General features: G+C 36.8%; 17 protein-coding genes. 9 read left to right on the forward strand and 8 right to left on the reverse strand.

The features are described from left to right. Window positions 1-42 precede the first annotated feature (42 nt). On the reverse strand, window positions 43-3,063 hold the full coding sequence (locus tag BXY75_RS15885) for a tetratricopeptide repeat protein (RefSeq protein ID WP_121908766.1): 3,021 nt from the start codon (window positions 3,061-3,063) through the stop codon (window positions 43-45). A gap of 396 nt (window positions 3,064-3,459) precedes the next feature. Here BXY75_RS15885 and BXY75_RS15890 point away from each other — a divergent pair, with 396 nt between their 5' ends. Together BXY75_RS15890 and BXY75_RS15895 are read left to right on the forward strand one after the other, a co-directional pair. Next, entirely contained in the window at window positions 3,460-3,921 is a 462-nt protein-coding gene (locus tag BXY75_RS15890; protein ID WP_121908767.1) for a hypothetical protein, read from the forward strand. An 85-nt stretch (window positions 3,922-4,006) separates the two neighbouring features. After that, a complete protein-coding gene (locus BXY75_RS15895) occupies window positions 4,007-4,690 on the forward strand; it encodes a cell division ATP-binding protein FtsE (protein WP_121908768.1) in 684 nt (227 codons plus the stop codon). Between the two features lie 94 nt (window positions 4,691-4,784). Here the strand turns inward: BXY75_RS15895 and BXY75_RS15900 are convergent, their stop codons facing one another. Next, complete coding sequence (locus tag BXY75_RS15900) at window positions 4,785-6,431, reverse strand: S8 family peptidase (protein WP_147437299.1); 1,647 nt, start codon at window positions 6,429-6,431, stop codon at window positions 4,785-4,787. An 82-nt stretch (window positions 6,432-6,513) separates the two neighbouring features. Here BXY75_RS15900 and BXY75_RS15905 point away from each other — a divergent pair, with 82 nt between their 5' ends. The 3 genes from BXY75_RS15905 to BXY75_RS15915 are packed head-to-tail and all read left to right on the forward strand — an operon-like array spanning window position 6,514 to window position 9,099. Further along, window positions 6,514-7,248 (forward strand): methyltransferase domain-containing protein, encoded by a 735-nt coding sequence (locus tag BXY75_RS15905; protein WP_121908852.1) that lies wholly within the window; start codon window positions 6,514-6,516, stop codon window positions 7,246-7,248. A 26-nt stretch (window positions 7,249-7,274) separates the two neighbouring features. Next, a complete protein-coding gene (locus tag BXY75_RS15910; RefSeq protein WP_121908770.1) occupies window positions 7,275-8,162 on the forward strand; it encodes a glycosyltransferase family 2 protein in 888 nt (295 codons plus the stop codon). Window position 8,163: 1 nt separating this feature from the next. Then, window positions 8,164-9,099, forward strand: a complete 936-nt coding sequence (locus BXY75_RS15915; RefSeq protein WP_121908771.1) for a glycosyltransferase family 2 protein — start codon at window positions 8,164-8,166, stop codon at window positions 9,097-9,099. A gap of 499 nt (window positions 9,100-9,598) precedes the next feature. Here BXY75_RS15915 and BXY75_RS15920 read toward each other — a convergent pair whose 3' ends face one another. Both BXY75_RS15920 and BXY75_RS15925 read right to left on the reverse strand, forming a co-directional pair. Further along, complete coding sequence (locus BXY75_RS15920; RefSeq protein WP_121908772.1) at window positions 9,599-9,997, reverse strand: sugar 3,4-ketoisomerase; 399 nt, start codon at window positions 9,995-9,997, stop codon at window positions 9,599-9,601. Then, window positions 9,994-11,097, reverse strand: coding sequence for a glycosyltransferase (locus BXY75_RS15925; protein ID WP_121908773.1), 1,104 nt, complete (start codon window positions 11,095-11,097; stop codon window positions 9,994-9,996). The genes BXY75_RS15920 and BXY75_RS15925 overlap by 4 nt, the downstream gene beginning before the upstream one ends. A 37-nt stretch (window positions 11,098-11,134) precedes the next feature. Between BXY75_RS15925 and BXY75_RS15930 the strand changes: the two genes are divergently transcribed. Beyond that, the gene (locus tag BXY75_RS15930; protein WP_121908774.1) at window positions 11,135-12,271 is read left to right on the forward strand and encodes a glycosyltransferase family protein; all 1,137 of its coding nucleotides are present in this window, start codon (window positions 11,135-11,137) and stop codon (window positions 12,269-12,271) included. Here BXY75_RS15930 and BXY75_RS15935 read toward each other — a convergent pair. The 4 genes from BXY75_RS15935 to BXY75_RS15950 all read right to left on the reverse strand — a co-directional run bounded on the left by BXY75_RS15935 (window position 12,268) and on the right by BXY75_RS15950 (window position 16,346). Beyond that, window positions 12,268-12,840, reverse strand: a complete 573-nt coding sequence (locus tag BXY75_RS15935; protein WP_121908775.1) for an acyltransferase — start codon at window positions 12,838-12,840, stop codon at window positions 12,268-12,270. The genes BXY75_RS15930 and BXY75_RS15935 overlap by 4 nt on opposite strands. Further along, window positions 12,833-14,149 carry an O-antigen translocase gene (locus BXY75_RS15940; RefSeq protein ID WP_121908776.1) on the reverse strand — a complete coding sequence of 439 codons (1,317 nt, stop codon included), beginning with the start codon at window positions 14,147-14,149 and terminating at the stop codon, window positions 12,833-12,835. The genes BXY75_RS15935 and BXY75_RS15940 overlap by 8 nt, the downstream gene beginning before the upstream one ends. 227 nt (window positions 14,150-14,376) lie before the next feature. Continuing rightward, window positions 14,377-15,477 (reverse strand): DegT/DnrJ/EryC1/StrS family aminotransferase, encoded by a 1,101-nt coding sequence (locus tag BXY75_RS15945; RefSeq protein WP_121908777.1) that lies wholly within the window; start codon window positions 15,475-15,477, stop codon window positions 14,377-14,379. Then, window positions 15,474-16,346 (reverse strand): GNAT family N-acetyltransferase, encoded by an 873-nt coding sequence (locus BXY75_RS15950; RefSeq protein WP_245962997.1) that lies wholly within the window; start codon window positions 16,344-16,346, stop codon window positions 15,474-15,476. The genes BXY75_RS15945 and BXY75_RS15950 overlap by 4 nt, the downstream gene beginning before the upstream one ends. Window positions 16,347-16,541: 195 nt before the next feature. On the opposite strand from BXY75_RS15950, the gene BXY75_RS15955 reads away from it, so the two are divergent. The 3 genes from BXY75_RS15955 to BXY75_RS15965 are packed head-to-tail and all read left to right on the forward strand — an operon-like array spanning window position 16,542 to window position 20,291. After that, window positions 16,542-17,852: a hypothetical protein gene (locus BXY75_RS15955; protein WP_121908779.1), complete on the forward strand. Its 1,311-nt coding sequence runs from the start codon at window positions 16,542-16,544 to the stop codon at window positions 17,850-17,852. Further along, window positions 17,836-18,981, forward strand: coding sequence for a glycosyltransferase family 2 protein (locus BXY75_RS15960; protein WP_121908780.1), 1,146 nt, complete (start codon window positions 17,836-17,838; stop codon window positions 18,979-18,981). Before BXY75_RS15955 ends, BXY75_RS15960 begins: the two co-directional genes overlap by 17 nt. A 2-nt stretch (window positions 18,982-18,983) precedes the next feature. Then, window positions 18,984-20,291 carry a hypothetical protein gene (locus BXY75_RS15965; RefSeq protein ID WP_121908781.1) on the forward strand — a complete coding sequence of 436 codons (1,308 nt, stop codon included), beginning with the start codon at window positions 18,984-18,986 and terminating at the stop codon, window positions 20,289-20,291. The last annotated feature ends 146 nt before the right edge of the window (window positions 20,292-20,437 follow it).

Here is a 20,437-nt window from a genome sequence, read left to right on the forward strand (position 1 = left end):
TTTGTTTGAGGTTCTTTTGAATTGGATAAGTAGTTCGATCGATTAATTCTTTCCGACTTCTACTGAAGAATTCGTTTTAGCTTCGGCCGCTTTAATTTTAGCTAGTTCTACTTTAGCTTCATCCACTACATCTGTAAACTCGGTGAAATTTTTAGTCACACTTTCCAAAATGTAGGTAGCCTGATAAGCATCTTCCAGGGCATAAAAGTTCTTTGCCATCAATAACAGGCCTCTGGCACCAAAGTATTTATACCCTGAATAGTCCTTAGCCAATTTCTGAATTGAATCATTCGAGCCGCTAAAATTACCGTCCTTATTCTTAAAATAAGCTTCAAAATACAATGCCTCTGCGGCTAATTGTCCGGTCGCTATTTTAGAAACTTCGGCATAAGCTTTCTTGGCTTTATTCTCGTCATTGGTTTTTATGGCAGAGCGAGCAATTATTATTTGAGCATCACTCTTTATGGCATTATCGATTTTAGCATTTAACAACACTTTTTCGGCATAAGCCACCGCTTCAGCATAGTTTTTAAGCTCATAACTTGCCTTCATACTATTGGTTTGGGCAAATATGATATTCTGTGGGAAATCTGCTTCGCTTTCGAGGCGTTTCAGATATTTCAACGAATTGGCATAGTCTTTTTTGGCTAGGTACAATTCAGAAATACGCGCCAGAGCTTGTTCTGTGAACTCACTTCTTTCCTTAGAAACCGTAAACTCATAATGCGGAATAGCCTTATCACTTTTCCCATCGGCAAAGTACATTTGTCCTAAATAAAAATTAGCTTCTAAAGCATGGTTACCATTTGGAAACTGTTTTAAATAATCTTCAAATCTGGTGATTGCCTGCCCCACTTTATTTTCCAAATATGGTTTTTCAGCTGCCTGATAAGTTGCATCATCCAATTCGGTATCTTCCACTTGTACAAAGTCCAACGTTTTCACCCAAGACGCATAATCGCCAACTTTTCCCTGATCGATATAAATGATCTTTGCGGAAGACACAGCCTGCATCGCTTCAGGAGTAGACGGATAATCTTTCGCAACTCTTTTAAATAGCAATAATGCATCATTACTTTTCCCCGTATTATCTAGAATTAATGCTTTCTTCAGAAGTGATTTAGATACAAAACTACTTTTCGGGATTTCTCGGGCAAGACGATCGTACGCATTAATGGCATCGGAATTTTTATTCTGAGAAACATAAGTATTACCCAATTCATACAAGGCATCATCCCTGTAAATAGATTTTGGATAGCCACTAATAAAGGCGTCCAATTCCTTGATTTTAGTGTCGGTTCTATCGACAAAGCCATAACTTATTGCCTTCTGAAACTGCGCATAATCATTATCGTTCGAACCAGATTCGATAGCCGCATTATAATTTTCCATTGCTGGCCAGTACTGACTTGTTACAAAATAACTATCTCCCAATCTTAGATAAGCGTCATTTTTTCTGGCAGCTTCGGAATTGGTAGCGGATACAAATTTTTTAAAGTTTGTGATAGCTTCGGAATAATCCTTTAATTTGAAATAATTATAACCCAGGTTATACGAACTATTCTTAAACTCCGGTGTTTTTGAAGCTCCTGGTAATTGTAAATACTGTTTGTATCCAATAAGAGATTCATCGAATTTAGACAATTGAAAATCACTTTCCGCCTTCCAATAAGTAGCTCTGGCGGTGAAGGAAGCGTCTCTTGGTTCTTTTAGGGATTTATTAAAGAAATCGATCGCTTCTTTATAACTTCCGGCATTATATAATTCTATTCCACGATAAAAACCAACCTTCTGATAAGCAAGTTTATTTTCAAAGGATTTGTTGTTTTCCAACAGCTCCATCGCAGCTTTGTAATTCTTAGAGGTGATATACGAATCAATTAGTAAATCCTTCAATGCTTCTTGATGCTTATTATCTGGATACTTCTCTATAAAAGACAAAATCACCTGAGGTACCGGCTGATAACTGTTCCCAATCTCATAACTTAATTTGGCATAGTTTAACCAAGCATCCTCCTGAATCTCCGCACTAAAATCCATTTCAGAAGCATTTTTAAAAGCATTCAAAGCCTGTTGCTTTTGGTTTGACTTCACATAAGACTCAGCCAAATGGTAGTAAGCATTTTGCGCAACAGAGTTTCGTCCATCTACAATTTTATTGAATTCATTTATCGCGTTAGAATAGTCGCCTTGCATATAATAAGCATATCCTAATTGATAGTAGTCGGTGTTATTCCAGCGACCGCGTTTCCCTTTATAATCTTTTAAGTAAGGAATGGCTTCCGCATATTTTTCAAGGTTAAAATAACTTTCACCAATGATCTTTGAAAGCTCACTTTTTTCTTGCGGATTAGACTTGTCATATTGTTCTTTTCCGAGGGAAATCGCTTTATCAAACTTTCCCAACTTAAAATTCATATCTGCCTGGTAGTAGGAAAGCCCTTCGGCATAGCGCTCTTCATCCTTTACTTCTTCAAATAGTTCGTTGGCTTCTTCATATTCATCTCCTTCATAAGCAATGAACCCCAAATAATATTTTGCCTGTGATCCGTATTTTTCCGAAGTACTTACCCTATTAAAATACTTTTTAGCCTCATTGTAACGCTTACTCTTAAAGAAAGCATAGCCGTTATTAAAATTAAATCGATCCTTTTCGCCTCGGCTTAAGCTTCCCTCATCAACCTTATCGTACCACTTTCGGGCATGCGAATATTTTCCGTTCTCGAAATAATAGTTAGCGACATCTATAAAAGCAGAATTACGCTTAATGCTTGTAGGATAATTAGTTACAAAATCCTCCATTAACTGATCGGCATCCTGCTGATTTAATCGCACCGCACAATTGGCGATATAGTAGGAACAGTCACTTTTAACTGTTTCCTCTTTAGCCGAATCTTTTAACTTGGCAAACAGACTTTGAGCCGCTAGAAACTGGTTGTTGTTATACAGTTCTAATGCCTGATTATAATCCACCAAATCATTAGTAAACACAGCCGTTTGCTGTGATATTGAAGTCGCCGAAATAAGTAGGAAAATGGAAGCGATTATGAGGTTTTTAAACATTTCTTATGTTGTTTTTTGAGAGTTCAAAGATATTCTATTTCATCTTGAAGAAGGATAAAGAATAACAGAAGTACGAATTATTTATAAACGATTTATTAAGAGAATTTTACCTGATTAATTGTCGATTTCTCACACCGTTTTTTCTGAAACACACAACCTTTTTCATTTGTTAAAACGATATGTTGCGAAATTTATTGAATCGGATAGTTAAATAAATGAAAGATATTGTGATGATAACGGATCTATAAGTTTTTTAGCTATTAGAAGGATTAGAAATTAAGGCTGATTTCAGATTTCGGAAAGGGAGATTCATTCATTTAGATTCACTTCGGAAAGATCTTCTTCCAAAAATAACTGTATTTTTATACCTTGAAACTTCTGAAACATTACAAACTTATGAAAAATCTTATTCTAATCGGGATCATGCTTATTACTGCCATTAGCTTCGGACAGCGACGTTACAAGAACATTACTGAAAAAGATGGTAATATTGGGATAGGTACTAAGTCACCGGACGCTCTTCTAACAGTGAAAGGTCAAATTCACGCACAGGAAGTGCAGGTTGACATGGAAGGTGCGTTAATTCCTGACTATGTGTTTACTTCTTATTTTGAAGGTGCTTCAGAAGAAAACCCGCTATATATTTTACTTACATTAGAAGAAGTAGCTGCCTTTATTTCCGAAAATCACCACCTACCAGAAATTCCTTCCGCAGAAGAAATAGAAAAAGAAGGACTTTTATTAAAGAAGATGAATATGTTATTGCTTCAGAAAATAGAAGAACTAACCCTTTACACTCTCGAACAACAAGATCAAATTAATGCCTTGAAGGAAGCTGTGAATAAACTTCAGAAATGAACGAAAAAATAATACTTTTGCTTTTCATTAGACGCTAGATTATAAATTATAGCGTTTCATTGATAATTGATAATTTAATTCCTTTATGCCCGAAACTGTTTTAAGCTTAAAAAATGCTTCTGTATTTCAAAGAGAGAACCTTATCTTATCTGACGTGAACGTCACGGTAGAAAAAGGGGAATTCGTTTATTTGATAGGAAAAACAGGTACCGGAAAAAGTAGTTTCATGAAAACGCTTTACGGGGATCTGCCTTTAACCAAAGGAGAAGGAAACATTGTTGGTTACGATTTACCAACATTGAAAGAAAATGATATTCCGTTTCTACGCCGTAAATTAGGAGTGGTTTTTCAGGATTTTAAATTGTTAAACGACAGAACAGTAAAAAACAATTTACTCTTTGTTTTAAACGCGACCGGTTGGAAAGACAAGGCCGCCATGGATACCCGAATCGACGCGGTATTGGACAAGGTAGCAATGAAAACCAAAAGTTTTAAGTACCCCTATCAGTTATCAGGTGGTGAGCAACAACGAGTAGCGATTGCCAGGGCATTACTAAATGACCCTGAACTTATCCTCGCCGATGAGCCAACAGGAAATCTGGATCCGCAAACCAGCGTGGAAGTGATGGAGGTGCTACAAGAAATCAACAAAAACGGAAACACCATCTTAATGGCAACCCACGATTATGCACTTTTACTAAAATATCCTTCCAAAACACTAAAATGCGACGAAAATCAGATTTTTGAAGTAGTACAGAAAACCGTGTGATCGTAGAAATTTACTGGATGCTGTACTGAATTATACTTATAAATTCAAAGTACATTAAGGAAATGTCTCACATCTCAACTATTTCATCTCACATCTAATTGCCATCCTCAATACTTGGATCTCTCAATTGCAAGTCGCATTCTTTTTGAAGATTCGTATCAATTTTTAAGGAGATATTTCCGTCAATACCCGGCTTTAAAGTAGTATTTTGTTTAAGTACAATTCGGCGTCTAGCTGTGAGTTTCAGCGTGGAAGAATCTGTAAACTTCTGATTTTGCATTTCGACAGCTTCAGATAAAGAGGTGAGCTTAAAGTCCCATCGCGAAAAATTCTGATTCTTAATCACCGCCGTTTGCTTTTTTGAATACAACTGATAAACCATTTCCACAGCGTCACCAACATGTAAAGCTCCTGCTCCATAATTCCCAACAAACATTATATTTTGAGGGACGTAATCAATATTTGATGCTGTGAATTTTAAAATGGTTTCAACTTCATCTGCAGGTAAACATGGGTATAATGAAAACATGAGCCCGACCGCTCCAGTCACAGCAGGAGCTGTTGGCGAAGATGCTGAACCCCAGATATACTCTAAATTCCCTTCTTTGGCAAATTTGGAATATTTCACAAGACCCGCAGAAGGCGTAAGCAAATCCACTTTTTTATTGAGCAAAGTAACCGAAACGCGATAGTTGTAATTACTTTTTAAAGTGTCATTATCTAAAAAACCCATCGTTCGAGCAAGATGGTGTTTTATGTTTTCGGCATAATACATTTGCTTATCGGGTTCCAAAGTAATATTATCTGTTCCAAACGGATATTTGTAATTTATACATGAAACGGAAATCACATTGTCATACGAAGCCGGATAAAGCTCCAATTTACCAAATTCACTTTTTATCCAATTCTGATTTCCCGCAGCAGCTACGATAACTGTCCCATTATTAAATATCTTATTGATCGAATCCTGACCCTTCTGATCATGTACACCAACTGCGAAACTGCAATTAATTACTTTAGCCCCTGCCTTCGAAAGTTCTATTAGCTGCTGGTAATTAGTGTAAATTCCGTAACGGGTGGCATAAATACTACAATCGTAACAAACACCCGGAATTCCATAGGCATTATCCCCTTGAGCTGCTGCTATAGAAGCAATTGTGACACCATGCCCATCAGAGTAAGCCGATTTATGAAAAATCTTAGTCTTCCCTTTAAAATCGAGGTCTGTAGTATCCATGCCACCATCAGATATCCCAATAATGGTTTCGGGGGAGCCGGTTGTGTAATACCAAGCTTCGGGCATTCCTAAATAATCCATATAATCCAGATTTGCCGGTAATCCTAAATTTTCACCTATAGTACTTGTAAGTCCGTAGTCATTGGGCTCATAAATCTTTTTATCTTCCTCCGGAACGATTTCTCCGGAAATAAAAGCATGTGAGGCGTTCTCAAGTAAATCGTAAAAAAGACTTTCATCATCACACATGACAAAGAAGGTTCTTTTTAAAAATTGTTTTCTAGCTTTTCGATAGGTTTTTTTGAAGCTATAGATTCTATGACGATCTAACACAGATTTAAGAGCGATATCGGTTCCAACATACTTTAATTCATCATTAACCTTCTCGAATTCAGGTTGTACCAATGTATCGTTCGCTCGAATATAAAACCACGTATAATCGTATTGCGCTGAGGCAACTACAGTAAAAAAACAAAAAATAATAAAGAAGAGCTTCGTTTGCACTATTTTCTTGAAATGGTTCTTTAACAAATTTATACATTTGCCGTTCAAAATTGATAGAAATCAATTAAAAAGCTACTTATCTATGTACTCGGTTTTTAAAAAGCTTGCGAAAAGACTGCTTCCGAAGAAATTATTATACAAACACGAGACATTTCTAAGGTCTGTTTTTGCCTTTCATTACCGTGGTAAAATCTACCAATGTAATACGTGCAATCATTCCTTAAAAAGCTTTGTTGAATTAGACGACCACGACCTGCTTTGTCCGTTTTGCGGAAGTCGAGCCCGTACCCGTAGGTTATATTCCATATTGAAAGAAAACGCACTCATTAAAGGGGATATCTTGCATTTTTCCCCTTCAAGAAGTCTTTACAGAATACTCAATGCCGATAAAAATATCACTTATCACAGTACCGATTTTGAAGATGAATTCATTGCACAATTTCAGTATGACATCACCAATATCCCTTGCGACGATGATAGCTTCGATCTTATCATATGTTATCATATTCTAGAACATATAATTGAAGACACCGAAGCCATGAAGGAATTATATAGGGTGTTGAAACCTGGCGGACTTTGCCTTATTCAAACACCATTTAAAGAAGGAAACGACATCTATGAAGATTATTCAATTATTTCAGAAGAAGAACGCCTAAAAGCTTTCGGACAAGAGGATCATGTAAGAGTATATTCGGTTCACGGTTTAAAAGAAAGACTTGAAAAAGCAGGATTTACCATTGAAATTCAAAGTTTTTCAGAAGAAAAAAATAATAGGGAAGGATTCCTATCCGAAACGGTGCTTGAAGCTCGAAAATAGCAGCTTATATTTTAGTAGCTTTGCGTATGCTTTCGATTTTGATTCCGACATATAATTACAATGTTTTCCCCTTGGCTGAAAAGTTAGCTGCGCAGGCTGAAAAATTGGCGATAACATTCGAAATTGTAGTTTTCGACGACTGTTCTCCGAAACCGCCTACAGAAAATGAAAGCATCAACTCCCTACCCAACGCTACTTACAAAATTTTAGAAAAAAACATAGGTCGGAGTGCCATCAGAAATTTATTGGCTAAAACTGCCGCTTTCGATACGCTTATCTTTTTAGATGCCGATACCATGCTTATTTCTGAAGATTATATAAGTGACTATCTGGAAGCACTAGAATCCACGACACAGATTATATATGGAGGAATTGTTTATCAGTCTGAAATGCCTCCTGAAGACGAGATATTGCGCTGGGCTTATGGAAATGCACGTGAAGCCCTGCCATTAGAAGAGAGACTTAAGAAGCCACACCTAAGCTTTTTAACTTTGAGTTTTCTTATAAAGAAAGATGTTTTTAAGATCATGAAATTCAATGAGGAAATTCCAAATCTAAGGCATGAAGACACCTTATTTGCGTTGGATGCTAAAAAGAACAATATTCGAGTACAGCATATCGATAATCCTGTAATGCATTTAGGTTTGGAGACCAGTTCTGTTTTTCTTCGGAAATCAAACGAAGCTGTTGAGGCTTTACGACTTTTTGTAAAGGACGGCCTCATTAAAGCTGAAGAAACCAGACTTTCACAGTTCGCTGATAAGATAAATCGCTTGCATTTGTCCGGCGGAGTTCGTTGGATATATCGCAGTTTTAGGAAAAAGATGGAAGTTAATTTATTGTCTTCAAAACCCTCCTTATTTGTATTTGATGTTTATCGGTTGGGCTATTATTTAACTAAATCTACTGCTTAATATGAGTCGATTTACGGTCATAATCCCACTTTACAATAAGGAGAACTATATAGTGGCTACTTTGCAAAGTGTATTAGACCAATCGTTTTCCGATTTTGAAGTGATTGTGGTAAGCGACTGTGGAACCGACAATAGCCTGGAAATTGCCAAAGAATTTAAAGACCCACGTATTAAAATCATTGAACACTCAGAAAACAAAGGTCTTTCGGCTTCTAGAAATACCGGAATTAAAAATGCAACTTCAAATTATATTGCTTTTTTGGATGCTGATGATCTCTGGAAGAATGACTTTTTGGAGAAAATTGATTTCCTTATAAAAGAGTATTCTGAAGCCTCCATCTTTGCTACAAAATATGAGGTGAGATTAGCAAATGGTAAAAGCATTACTTTTCCTTTCGACATTCCGGGATTTGATGAACATGGCATCGTACCCAACTTTTTTGAATCGAATTTGAATCAGACGATCTACTACCCTTCCTGCCTTTGTGTTCACAAAAAGGTGTTTGAAACTGTTGGAGTGTACAACGAATCCATAAACTACAGTGAAGATGTCGATTTCAACATTCGGGCGCATGAAGCTTTTAAAATGGCGTATTATAATTCTCCATTGGTTATTTATTTAGCTGCTTCGGAAAATCAGATTACTCAAGGCAGTTTACTAGGCAAAACCATTCCAGATTATGATTTCTATGAAGGTCTCTTCGGAAGTAGAAGTGACATCAAAAAATATTTAGATTTTCAGCGGTATCTCATGGCGAAAATATTCAAGCTTTCCGGCGATTCTGAAACCTTTCAGAAACTAACAAAAAACATAGATTTTAAGAATCTAACGGCAAAACAACGAATCCTACTGCGTTCCCCAAAAATGATTACTAAAGCCATTACTAGAGGTAAATTACTGCTTCAGAAAATTGGGATAGAGGTGAATAGTTATTAGATGTTAGATGTTAGACAAAAGACTGGAGATTTGAGAAGTGAGAAGTGAGACAGTGATTCGTATTTACTACCAAAATTGTTTAAGTTCCATCTCTAGCCCTTCCTTCAAAGGAAGGGAGTCAAAACTTAGCCAAATGATTTTATTGTTTATGCAAATCCCCCCTTCTGAAGGGGGTTAGGGGGATGTATTTGTTAGATAAAAGACTAAAGACTGGAGATTTGAGAAGTGAGAAAGTGATTCGTATTTACTACCAACATTGTTTAACATCCATCTCTAGCCCTTCCTTCAAAAGAAGGGAGTCAAAACTTAGCCAAATGATTTTATTGTTTATGCAAATCCCACCTTCGAAGGGGGCTAGGGGGATGTTTTTGTGATATGAAAGATAAAAGACCGGAGATGTGAGATGTGAGATGTGAGATGTGAGATGTGAGATGTGAGATGAAAATAAAACTTCAAGCGTACATCCAACTTCTAGCTCCCAGCTTCCAACTCCCAACTTCTATTTCCCAGACACAAAATCCTCAAAATCCTTAAACTCGCGAATATAGTCTGATTCTAAGAATTCCCCGGATGAGATCACTAAACAAACAGCTCCCGAAGAAAAATTATCAAGTTCCCGCCATACGTTGCTTTTTATTAGCAAACCTATATTTGGCTTGTTGAGGGTAATTGTTCGTTTTTCATTGGTATCATTCACGACCACATCGAAACTTCCTGAAATAGGAATCAATAATTCAAATTGCTCTTTATGCGCATGTCCTCCACGTGCAGCGCTACTTGGAACATCATACAGATAATAAACACGCTTAATTGGAAAAGGAATTATATCTTTTTCGATGACCGAAATATTACCTCTTACATCTTCTATTTTCGGAAGTTGAATGATCTCTATATTCATGAATTTACAGGTATATTTAAAAATTCTAACCAATCGTTACCAATATTTTCGGCATCGAAACGGGCTATACTGGATTTGGCATTTGACACACATTTTTGATATAGTTCTTTCTCAACGAGCATTCTATTAATAGCCTTCGTCATAGCCTCAATATCCTGATTTTTCACCAATAAACCATTAACTTCGTTCGAAATTATTTCGTTAGGACCCGATTCACAATCGTAAGCAACAACAGGAGTACCACAAGCCAGACTTTCGATAAGTACATTGGGAAAACCTTCATTTTTACTACAAAGCACTGTAAAAAGCCCCTGTTTTAAATAAGGAAAGGGATTTTTCTTCTGGCCAACAAATTCTACATCTTTAGAAACCTCTAAGTCGTTTGCCAGTTTTGTCAACTTGAATTTATCTTCTCCATCTCCCACTAAAACAAGTTTAATTCCTTTTGAGGCTGCTTCGGAAGCGGCATAAGCCCTTATTAAATGATCGAATTGTTTGATATCATGAAACCGTCCTATTCCGACGAGATAATCAAAATCGAAAATTTTATCTGAAGAAGCATTTTCCTCAATTTCCTTTGTAAACAGCGGATTATAAATGGTGGTTACATTCTTATATCCAAATTCGTGTTCCACATGTTTCTGAAGTGCCTTCGAAACGGTTACCAATCCGTAGGCATTCTTAAAAATCGCCTTTGCTAATTTGTTATTCTTCGGAAAATAATAATCAGTATTAAAACTCCGAATCGTCATAACATAAGGTGCTTTATACAATAAGCGAGTAATTAGGAATTCCTGAAGAAAACGATTCTTGACTCTAAAATCAATGATATAATTAAATTGATTTTTTTTTAAATATTTCCGAAGCGCAGCAAAACGTCCTACTCGATTGCTGAAAGAATTGGATTCTTTTTTCAACTTCCCCATATTAAAAAGGATGCCGGCGTACTGGTAAGTCACCAAATCCCGGACGATAATATGGTGTACTTCAACGCCTTTTGAATGGAAAAATAGCGACAACCTCGCCTGCACCCGTTCAGCGCCTCCCTCACTAAGGGAATCACCAACCAATGCAATTTTGTACTGAGGTTGTTTTATCATTTTAGAATCTCTAACTTGGTCTCAAATATACTTATTTATGAAGATTTTATTGGTCGGTGAATACAGCAGACTTCATAATACTTTAAAAGAGGGACTTATCACTTTAGGCCATGAAGTAACAATCATTGGTGATGGAGATGAATTCAAAAATTTCCCGGTAGATCTTTCTATCCGACCAAAAACATTCGACCTTCCTTTTTTTAGTTTTCTTCGGAAGGGATTTTACAAAGTTTTTAAAACCGATCTCGCAATTTGGGAAAAGGGATTACGTTTTTACTTTCATCTCAGTAAATTGAAAGGTTTCGATGTAGTGCAACTCATCAATGAGAAACCCATTAAAACTACGCCTCGATTTGAACGATATTTGCTCAAGAAATTGTTTCAACAAAACAAAAGTACTTTCCTGCTTTCCTGCGGAATAGACATCATTAGCGTAGAATTTATGCTTCGGAAGAAATTTCGATACTCGCAAATGGATCCCTATTTTGAAAATCCAAAACTGAAGCCGGAATACCAATACATTCTCGATTACGACAATCCTCAACATCGGAAAACACATAATTTGGTATTTGATCACATCAAGGGAGTTATTGCTTCAGATATGGATTATAAACTACCCCTGGAAGGGCATCCCAAATTCCTCGGACTAGTTCCGAACCCTGTGAATTGTTCTAAATTAAAATATGTACCTCAACAGCTTCAGAAGGAAATAGTCATTTTTTTAGGGATTAATCGGTTTACCTATCACAAGAAAGGGATTCCACTTTTTGAAGAAGCATTGGTGATCATTCAGAAAAAATATAAAGAAAGGGTGAAAATTATAACTGCTGAAAGTCTTCCATATGAAGAATATATAGAACGTTATAACGAAGCTCATATCATACTAGACCAAGTCTACGCTTACGATCAAGGATACAATGCATTGGAGGCGATGGCTAAAGGAAAAGTAGTTTTCACAGGTGCCGAACAAGAATTTCTGGACGAATACAGATTAAAAGAAGATGAAGTTTGCATCAACGCCCTACCCAACGCAATTAAAATCGCAGAAAAAATAAGCATGTTAATCGATAATCCTGAAATGCTGCAACCTATTGGCCAAGCCGCCCGACTCTTCATTGAACGAGAACACGATCACAAAATGATTGCGAAAAGGTATTTGGAAAAATGGTCTTAATTTTTGGCTAAAAGTTCGTTAACAACTTTAGCAGGTGACCCGGCTACTATTACATTTGCAGGACACGATTTTGTAACAATCGATCCACTAGCTACAACACTATTTTCTCCTATCGTCACTCCCTTTAAAATGGTTACATTATTACCAATAAAAACATTTCGTTCGATGAGAACTGCCTGTGGTGAGGGGTCTGTTTCTTTTCGTTTCAACGGATCTAAATTGTGAAAATCACTGTCAATAATGTGACAATTGAATCCGATGAGCACATCATCTTTTATGGTAATACTTTTTTCCGAAGCTAAAGAAAAGCCATTATTTACATGAATATTATTCCCAAAAACGACGGTTGAATTTTCAGTTCTGGCTTCAATATAGATATAACCATTATAAAAGTGAGGTGAATTAATCACTCCAAAATTGACATTCTCGCCAAATGAAATGCTTCCTTTCCCGCGTTTCACAACAGGTTGATACTGGTTGAAAGTCCCCTTAACTCTGCTATTGTTAGAATAAAAGGAATATTTCAACTTCCGAAGTGCCAAAAGTATTTTTACTATATAATTATTCATCGTCTTCAGGATTTAAGTCCTCTACTTGCAACTTGGATTGTTTCTTAAAGTAACGAATTACCAGATAAAAAATTAAGAAGAAACATATTACATATCTAAAGAAGTGTGCCATCACTACTCCTTCCACACCATATTCGTTTGTAAGATAGTAAGCAAATATGTAAAATAAACCTATTGAGACAATTTCAGAAAAAATAAAACTGCGAACCAACTTTTTAGCTAGAAACTGATACCCGATAACTATCGTTGCCAAGCGTACAAAATCCCCAAGTAATTGCCATTTAAACAAGGGAGACATACTATCGAAGCCAGGATATATAAGTTGGATGATATATTCTCGTCCAAAATAAACCGCTATCATCCCTAGCCCAAAAATTGGTAAAAGCGTTTTGTAAATTGAAAACACTTCCGTTTTAAACTCAGATTTGGAATAAATTCCGGCGAATTTAGGAAGCACATAAAGCGTAAAAATGGAGCTTGAAAAAACCATATAATTCTTCGAAATATTGGTCATGGCAGTCCAAATACCAGCATCTGCTTCGGTGATCTTGTCTATAATCATAGATCGAATCTCAATGTCAACGAAATTCAATAACACCGTCGAGAAAAATGACATCAATGAGAAAGCTAATAATACATTCAACATTGGAGTTTTAAAACTAAGTTTTGAAAACTGAATATACTCTTTCAAGACTTTAAAGAATATAATCATCAATACGATAAACTGTATAATTGGCGTAATTGCGATGGCAACTAAAGCGCCATCAATATTATATTCTAGTAAGGAGTATACCAGAAGACCGGCACTCGCCAAATAAGCGAAAATGTCGATTTTGGCAAATTTCTTATACATCGACAAGCCGTTAACAACGCCATTAAAAATCCTGTATAAACTAATAAACGGCACGATTACCGCTAACAATTTGATTAGATAAGCGTACTCTGTCGTAACAAATAGATATTCACTTATATAATTGGCTCCAAAAAATAGAACGAGCGAGGTAATTACTATTCCCAGCAAACTCATTACAAAAACCGTCGAGAAAAGTTTCTGAAGCTGCTCCTTATCCGATTTATGTTCAGAAACATATTTTACAACACCAGTAAAAACTCCAAGAGAAGAGAAAGATGTGAGTAATTCTGTTAGATTTCGAAGTTGTCCAATTTTCGATACTCCCGCCTCCCCCACCAATTCGGCGATAAGCCGCTGCACAAAGATTGATATAAACAATCGAATACTAATCACCACGGCATTCAAAGAGGTCACTTTGAGCAGTAAATTAGCACGAATAAATTCTGGGATTTTCAAGTAGTTATTGGTTATTGGTTGTTCTCGATACTATTTCTTTTCGTTGCCACTTCAAGAAATCACTCCTTCTCGATACAATTTCATAATTCCTTATCAGTCATTCTGAAATCACTCGAAGTGACATTTTTCAATTTAACTTTCTACTTTCAGCACCCAGCTTCCTACTTCCATCATCCCACTCCTAGCTTCCTACTTCCAGCTTCCAGTTCTCTGTTTCCTAATTCCTACTAATAATTATTCAAAACCTCCACAATCCGATCGACCTCTTCCGAAGAAAGCATCGGACTCATGGGAATGCTAACCACTTCTTTATGTATTTTTTCGGTCGCAGGAAAGCTTAAATGTCCGAACTCAGCAAAAGCTTGTTGTTGATGCGGCGGAATGGGATAATGAATAAGAGTTCCTATTTCATGCTGTTTCATATACTTCATAAAAGCATCTCTATCTTCAACCATAACTACAAACAGATGAAAAATATGACTCCCTACTTCATCCCATATCGGAAGTTTTAGCTTTTGATTTTTTACTTCTGAAAGGTAGCGTTTTGCAATTAAACGTCGTTTAGCATTGTCTGCATCCAGATCGGGAAGTTTACAACGCAAAAAAGCTGCCTGTACCTCATCTAGTCTTGAATTGACACCTAAGTAATCATTCACATATTTAGAGGAAGCTCCGTAATTACGAAGTTTTGAAATAATCGATGCTAGTTCTTCATCATTAGTCGTTACAGCGCCGCCATCGCCTAAAGCGCCTAAATTTTTTGTTGGATAAAAACTAAAACCAGCCGCATCTCCTAAGTTTCCAGCAAGCTTCCCCTTGGCAGACTTTGCTCCATGACCTTGGGCTGCGTCTTCGATCACTAGTAAATTATGCTTTTTAGCCAAGGCATTTATCTCATCCATAGGCGAAAGCTGTCCGTATAAATGAACAGGCATGATGGCTTTTGTTTTTTTGTTGATTGCCGCTTCCAGAGCAGTTAAATCGAAATTAAACAAGCTAGCTTCGGCTTCTACTAAAACTGGTGTTAAGCCCGCCTGTTTTATAGCGATTATCGTGGCTATGTATGTGTTTGATGCCACCAGAACTTCGTCACCATCTTTTAATCGTCCTAGAATCTTATAGCCTTCCAAAATCAATCGTAAGGCGTCTAGTCCATTTGCCGTTCCTACACAAAATTTTGTTCCACAATAGTTTGCGAATTCTTCTTCAAAGGCTTTTACATTCGTGCCTAAGATGTAGTATCCCGAATCTAGAAATGCTTTGAACCTCTTTTGAAATTCGGCATCATAGCGTGCGTTGATCTTATGAAGGTCTAAAAATGGAATCATTTTAAAGCTAAGGTTAGTGATTGCCCAACGGCTGTATCTACAACGTAATTATCCACCGTAAACGTACGTGCGCCACAGCTTTCTTTCCAAAATATTAATCCCTCATTTAATACTTTTCCATTTTCTTCGGAAGAGGTATTAAAATCGAAATATCTTCTGCCGTCTTTGAAATGATTGATGCAAAAATCATAGGCCAAATCAAGACTACCATAAGCGTTTTTATCGGTGTTACCGGAAACATATTGTGGATGCACCGTAGTTTTTGTTAGAAAGACAGTCGTTCCGGCAACGATCTTATTGTCTTTATAAACGTTTACTTGTTTTATATGCTTCGGAAATCGTTTTGCTAATAATTCTATTTCTACCAAATTATGAACCGGAGCGGCTCCGTGCTTTTGTTGTAAATTTGGAATTAAAATCTCATTCCAAAATCCTTCAAAATTATCGTCTACCGTAACTACCAAGCCATTCCTAATTGCTTTATTGATGCCTTCTCTCCTATTTTTCTGGAACTTTAGCTTATGTTGATAATCCAATAACATAATGGCATCTCGTTTTACCAATTTGGCTTCAGACAGAAATAACAAATACTCCAACTCGTCTGAAGGAATTGTATTGTAAAATGAAGGAATCACCCGAATATCGAGTTTCTCAATCCCTTCCGAAGCGAGAAAAATCAATAGCAGTTTGTAAGCTTCAAAAACTGATAGCAACTTGGCACTTTTCTGAAGCACCAGACTTCCATACGTAAGCCCCTGATGGGAAATAACACGATTATCCTTCCGATTAGCGGGAAGTACGGCAAATAGCTCCTCATTCTTAAAAACCATCAACGAAAAATCCTCGAAACGATCGCTGTGGTAGTCCATAAAATCCCTTTTGAACAAAAATGTAGCATTCTTAGCACTGTCAATAAAGGAATCCCAAGCTTGCTTATCTTCGGGTAGGTACTTTTTTATGTTGAAATCCGCTTTGATATATGTAGATTTGTTTATTGCAAATGTGAACTGTAAAACTAGAATTATTTTTAATTTTACGACCTATCTAACTCCATAATAATAGCTGTGTTTAAAACACAATTTTCCTTATACAAATATAAGTTTTCAGGTCTTGACCTCCTACTTTTTGTCGTTTACCTCGGTATTTTTGGATATTTGATATTACAACCCACCATCTATTATCCGGCGACCAATAGCTTTTGGCATGTTAATATAAACAGATATCCGGTCTATGTATTGTTTATACGAGGGATTCATGCGGTTGTTGGTCAGAATTTATACGATATTACAATTAATATCTCTCAAACGCTTTTTGCTCTTTTTGCAATTCATATTTTCCTTAAATGCATTATACGATTAATAAAACTGAATATCGTGCTCATATTATTCATGTTAGCACTACTTTCTTTCCCATTATTTCCACCCTTAGACACCAGTATTGCTATTGCTTCGGAAGGATTAGCGTATCCATTGTTCCTTTTGTTTATGACTTTTACATTGGAGTTTCTTTTCAGAAATAAGGATCATTACTTATATCTTATATTACCAACCTACGTTTTATTGGTGCTTACGAGAGGGCAGTTCTCCATCGTGATTCCGGTGATCATCTTGTTATTGATCCTAAAACACAAACGACAAATCTTTCAGAAAAAACAACTGAGACAACTAATTTTATTGATTCTCATTCCTTTTGTAGCCAATACGCTCGACAGTACCTACCACAAATTAGTACATCACAATTACGTTACTACGCCTTTTAGTTATATCAACGCGATTACATTGCCTCTATTCACTTCTCAGGCTAGCGACAGCACTTTATTCATGAATGAAGACCACAAAAAGATCTTTCTCAAGTCGTATAATCGTATCGACAGCCTCGGACTTCTGAGCTCTAAAATAGAAGGAAGCTATAAAGAAAAGTATATGCTCTTTCATAATAATTTCCCCTACATCTGCAACCTCAATTTTTATGAGCAGGGAATTGATTATTACTTCGATAAGACCGGGAATTACTTCAAAAGCAATGTGGATATTGAAGTGGCAGCCAAAGAAATGATGCCGCTCTTGGTAAAACAAAACTTTAAAGATTGGTTTGCACTCTACGTCACCAATATTCTTCACGGATTTAAATCTATCTTTGTTTGGATTTTCTTTATCGTGGTTTGTTTGTACAGCGGATGGCAAACTTTAAAGAAATTTAACTTTGAAAATGCCTTGTTATTTTTTAGCTCATTGCTTATAAATATCAACGCCGTTTTGGTTGCTTTTGTAGTTCATACTATTATTCGTTACCAATTTTATTACTTTGCATTCGCTTTTATAATTTTAATCATACTTACCAAAAAGCTCCTAGCCGCCTATGAAACCCGAACTTAGTGTTGTAATGCCTTGCCTTAATGAAGCGGAAACGCTTGCAGTCTGTATTCAAAAAGCCCAATCTTTTTTTGAAAGAGAAAAAATTGCCGGAGAGGTGGTTATTGCAGACAACGGTAGCACCGATGGTTCTCAAAAGATCGCAGAAGATCTTGGAGCACGTGTAGTTGCTGTTCCATTAAAAGGCTATGGAAATGCACTAATTGGCGGAATCAATGCCGCAGAAGGCACCTACATCATGATGGGCGATGCAGATGATAGTTACGATTTTAGTAATATGATGCCTTACATTGTAAAACTGCGCGAAGGCAACGATCTGGTGATGGGTAACCGCTTTAAAGGCGGAATTAAAAAAGGTGCCATGCCCTTTCTTCATAGGTATCTCGGAAACCCTGTGCTATCTTTTATTGGCCGACTATTTTTCAACAGCTCAATCGGTGATTTCCATTGTGGGTTACGCGGATTTAGCAAAGAAGCTTTCTATAAAATGGACCTGAAAACCACTGGAATGGAATTTGCCTCCGAAATGATTGTGAAATCCATCCTTAAAGATCTTAAAATCGCCGAAGTGCCAACCATTCTTTCACCAGATGGGAGAACTCGTCCGCCCCACCTCAACACCTGGAGTGACGGTTGGAGACATCTACGATTTTTGATGCTGTATAGTCCGAAGTGGCTGTTTTTAATTCCCGGATTGTTATTGATGTTCTTCGGATTTATTTTAAGTGCAATATTAACCGCCGGACCTCTGGATATTGGAAACACCACCTTCGATGTGCATACCTTACTTTTCACATCCGGATTTACATTAATTGGATTCCAATTTGTATTGTTTTACGGACTTACAAAAGTATTCACAGTCGAAAACGGCTTGCTTCCGAAGTCAAAAAAATACGACAAACTCTTTAAAAGTATTACGATGGAGAAAGGCTTGATCCTTGGTTTCCTCTTAGTATTAGTTGGAGTTGTACTTAGTGTGATTGCCTATAGCGACTGGCAAGAAATTAATTTTGGAGATATAAACACCAATGCTATCCTGCGGATTGTCATTCCGGCGATAACCACTATGCTATTGGGAGTTCAGATTATTTTATTTAGCCTCTTTTTTAGTATCTTAGGATTGAAAAAATAAGGATGCAAAGATCATTAAACGACTTCACAGAGCGATATTTTAAGCATATTCTTGGGGTTCTTTTTTTGTGTACCATCGTTTATGTGCTGAGCGGCGGACTCCAAATTCACAACGACTCTGATGGGTATATAGATATGTCTATCATTCGACTTCCGGTTTATTCTTTGCTTGTGCAATTGTTGTATTCTGAAAGCTTCGGAATTCCGTTGCTCCTTGTCCAAATTGGAAGTATCTGTACATCTGTTTATTTACTAGTAAATACCTTAAAGCAACAGCTACAACTGAAGCCATTTTGGTATATCCTCTTAACCTTTGTACTTCTCGCTCCATCTATAACGGGAGATCACATCGCAAACAATGTACTTTCCGAAGCGATTGCATATGCACTTTATTTGCTGGCTGTGAATTTTACATGCCTTGCCTTTTTTAAAGAAGACCGCAAGTACATCATCTGGTTACTTCCTGTTATTTTCTTACTACTCTTAACACGCGGACAGTTCATTTTTGTAGTAGCTGTGGCCTTTTTATTATTAGCCTGGATTAGCTACCAGCAAAAGACATTTAAAAAGAACGCACTTCTTTTCCTGCTTATACTCGCTCTGCCAACAATAGTTTCTCTTAGCGATAAAACCTACCATAAAGTTGTAAACGGTCACTTTGTAAAAACGCCATGGACCGGCGTACATTTATTAACGCCCGCCATCTATCTGGCCAATGCTTCAGATTCCGATATTTACACAGAAGCTTCAGAAAAAGAATTCTTTAAAGCAGTTTTTGCTAAACTTGAAGAACGCGAACTCAATTTGCATAGTTCTAAAGCTGCTCAATTGGATCCTGTAGGGTTTTACAGAGATAAATACACCCGTATTACTAACTGGACCCTCTATTACTTCGGAAAAGAACAGTTAGGCCAAAGTCTTTCCGAAGATGAAAAATTTATAAAACTGGAGCAAATGACCTCCGCGATAACACCATCACTGGTGATAAAAAACTTTAAAGCCTGGGCGAACCTTAACATCCGAAATTTTATTAGTGGCTTCGGAAATATCGCAATCGCCATATTTTTCTTTATCGTTCTGGCATTTGGACTCTTTCATCTTCGGAAAAACAGCAGTAATATTATCAAAATACTCATTCTTGGAGCCATATTAACCATTTCCAATATGGCCATCATCGCCATTGGAATTCACACCATTAAACGCTTTACATTCTACAATGATTGGGTTTTCTATTTGATTCTATTTGTGCTTCTTAATAGTCTTGCGAGTGGGTTGAAGGAGAGAGTTTCAAATCAAAAAACATCCCTCTAAATCTCCCTTCAAAGGGAGACTTTTAATAAATCAATAATATGCCCCCTTCCTTCGAAGGAAGTCCCGACACTTCGGGAGGGGATGGATGTTTGAAACAACATTTTAATCGATCACTTAATAAAAAAACGCGCTACCATTTCCGAAGA

The organism is Ulvibacter antarcticus, from assembly GCF_003688405.1.
GTDB lineage: Bacteria > Bacteroidota > Bacteroidia > Flavobacteriales > Flavobacteriaceae > Ulvibacter > Ulvibacter antarcticus.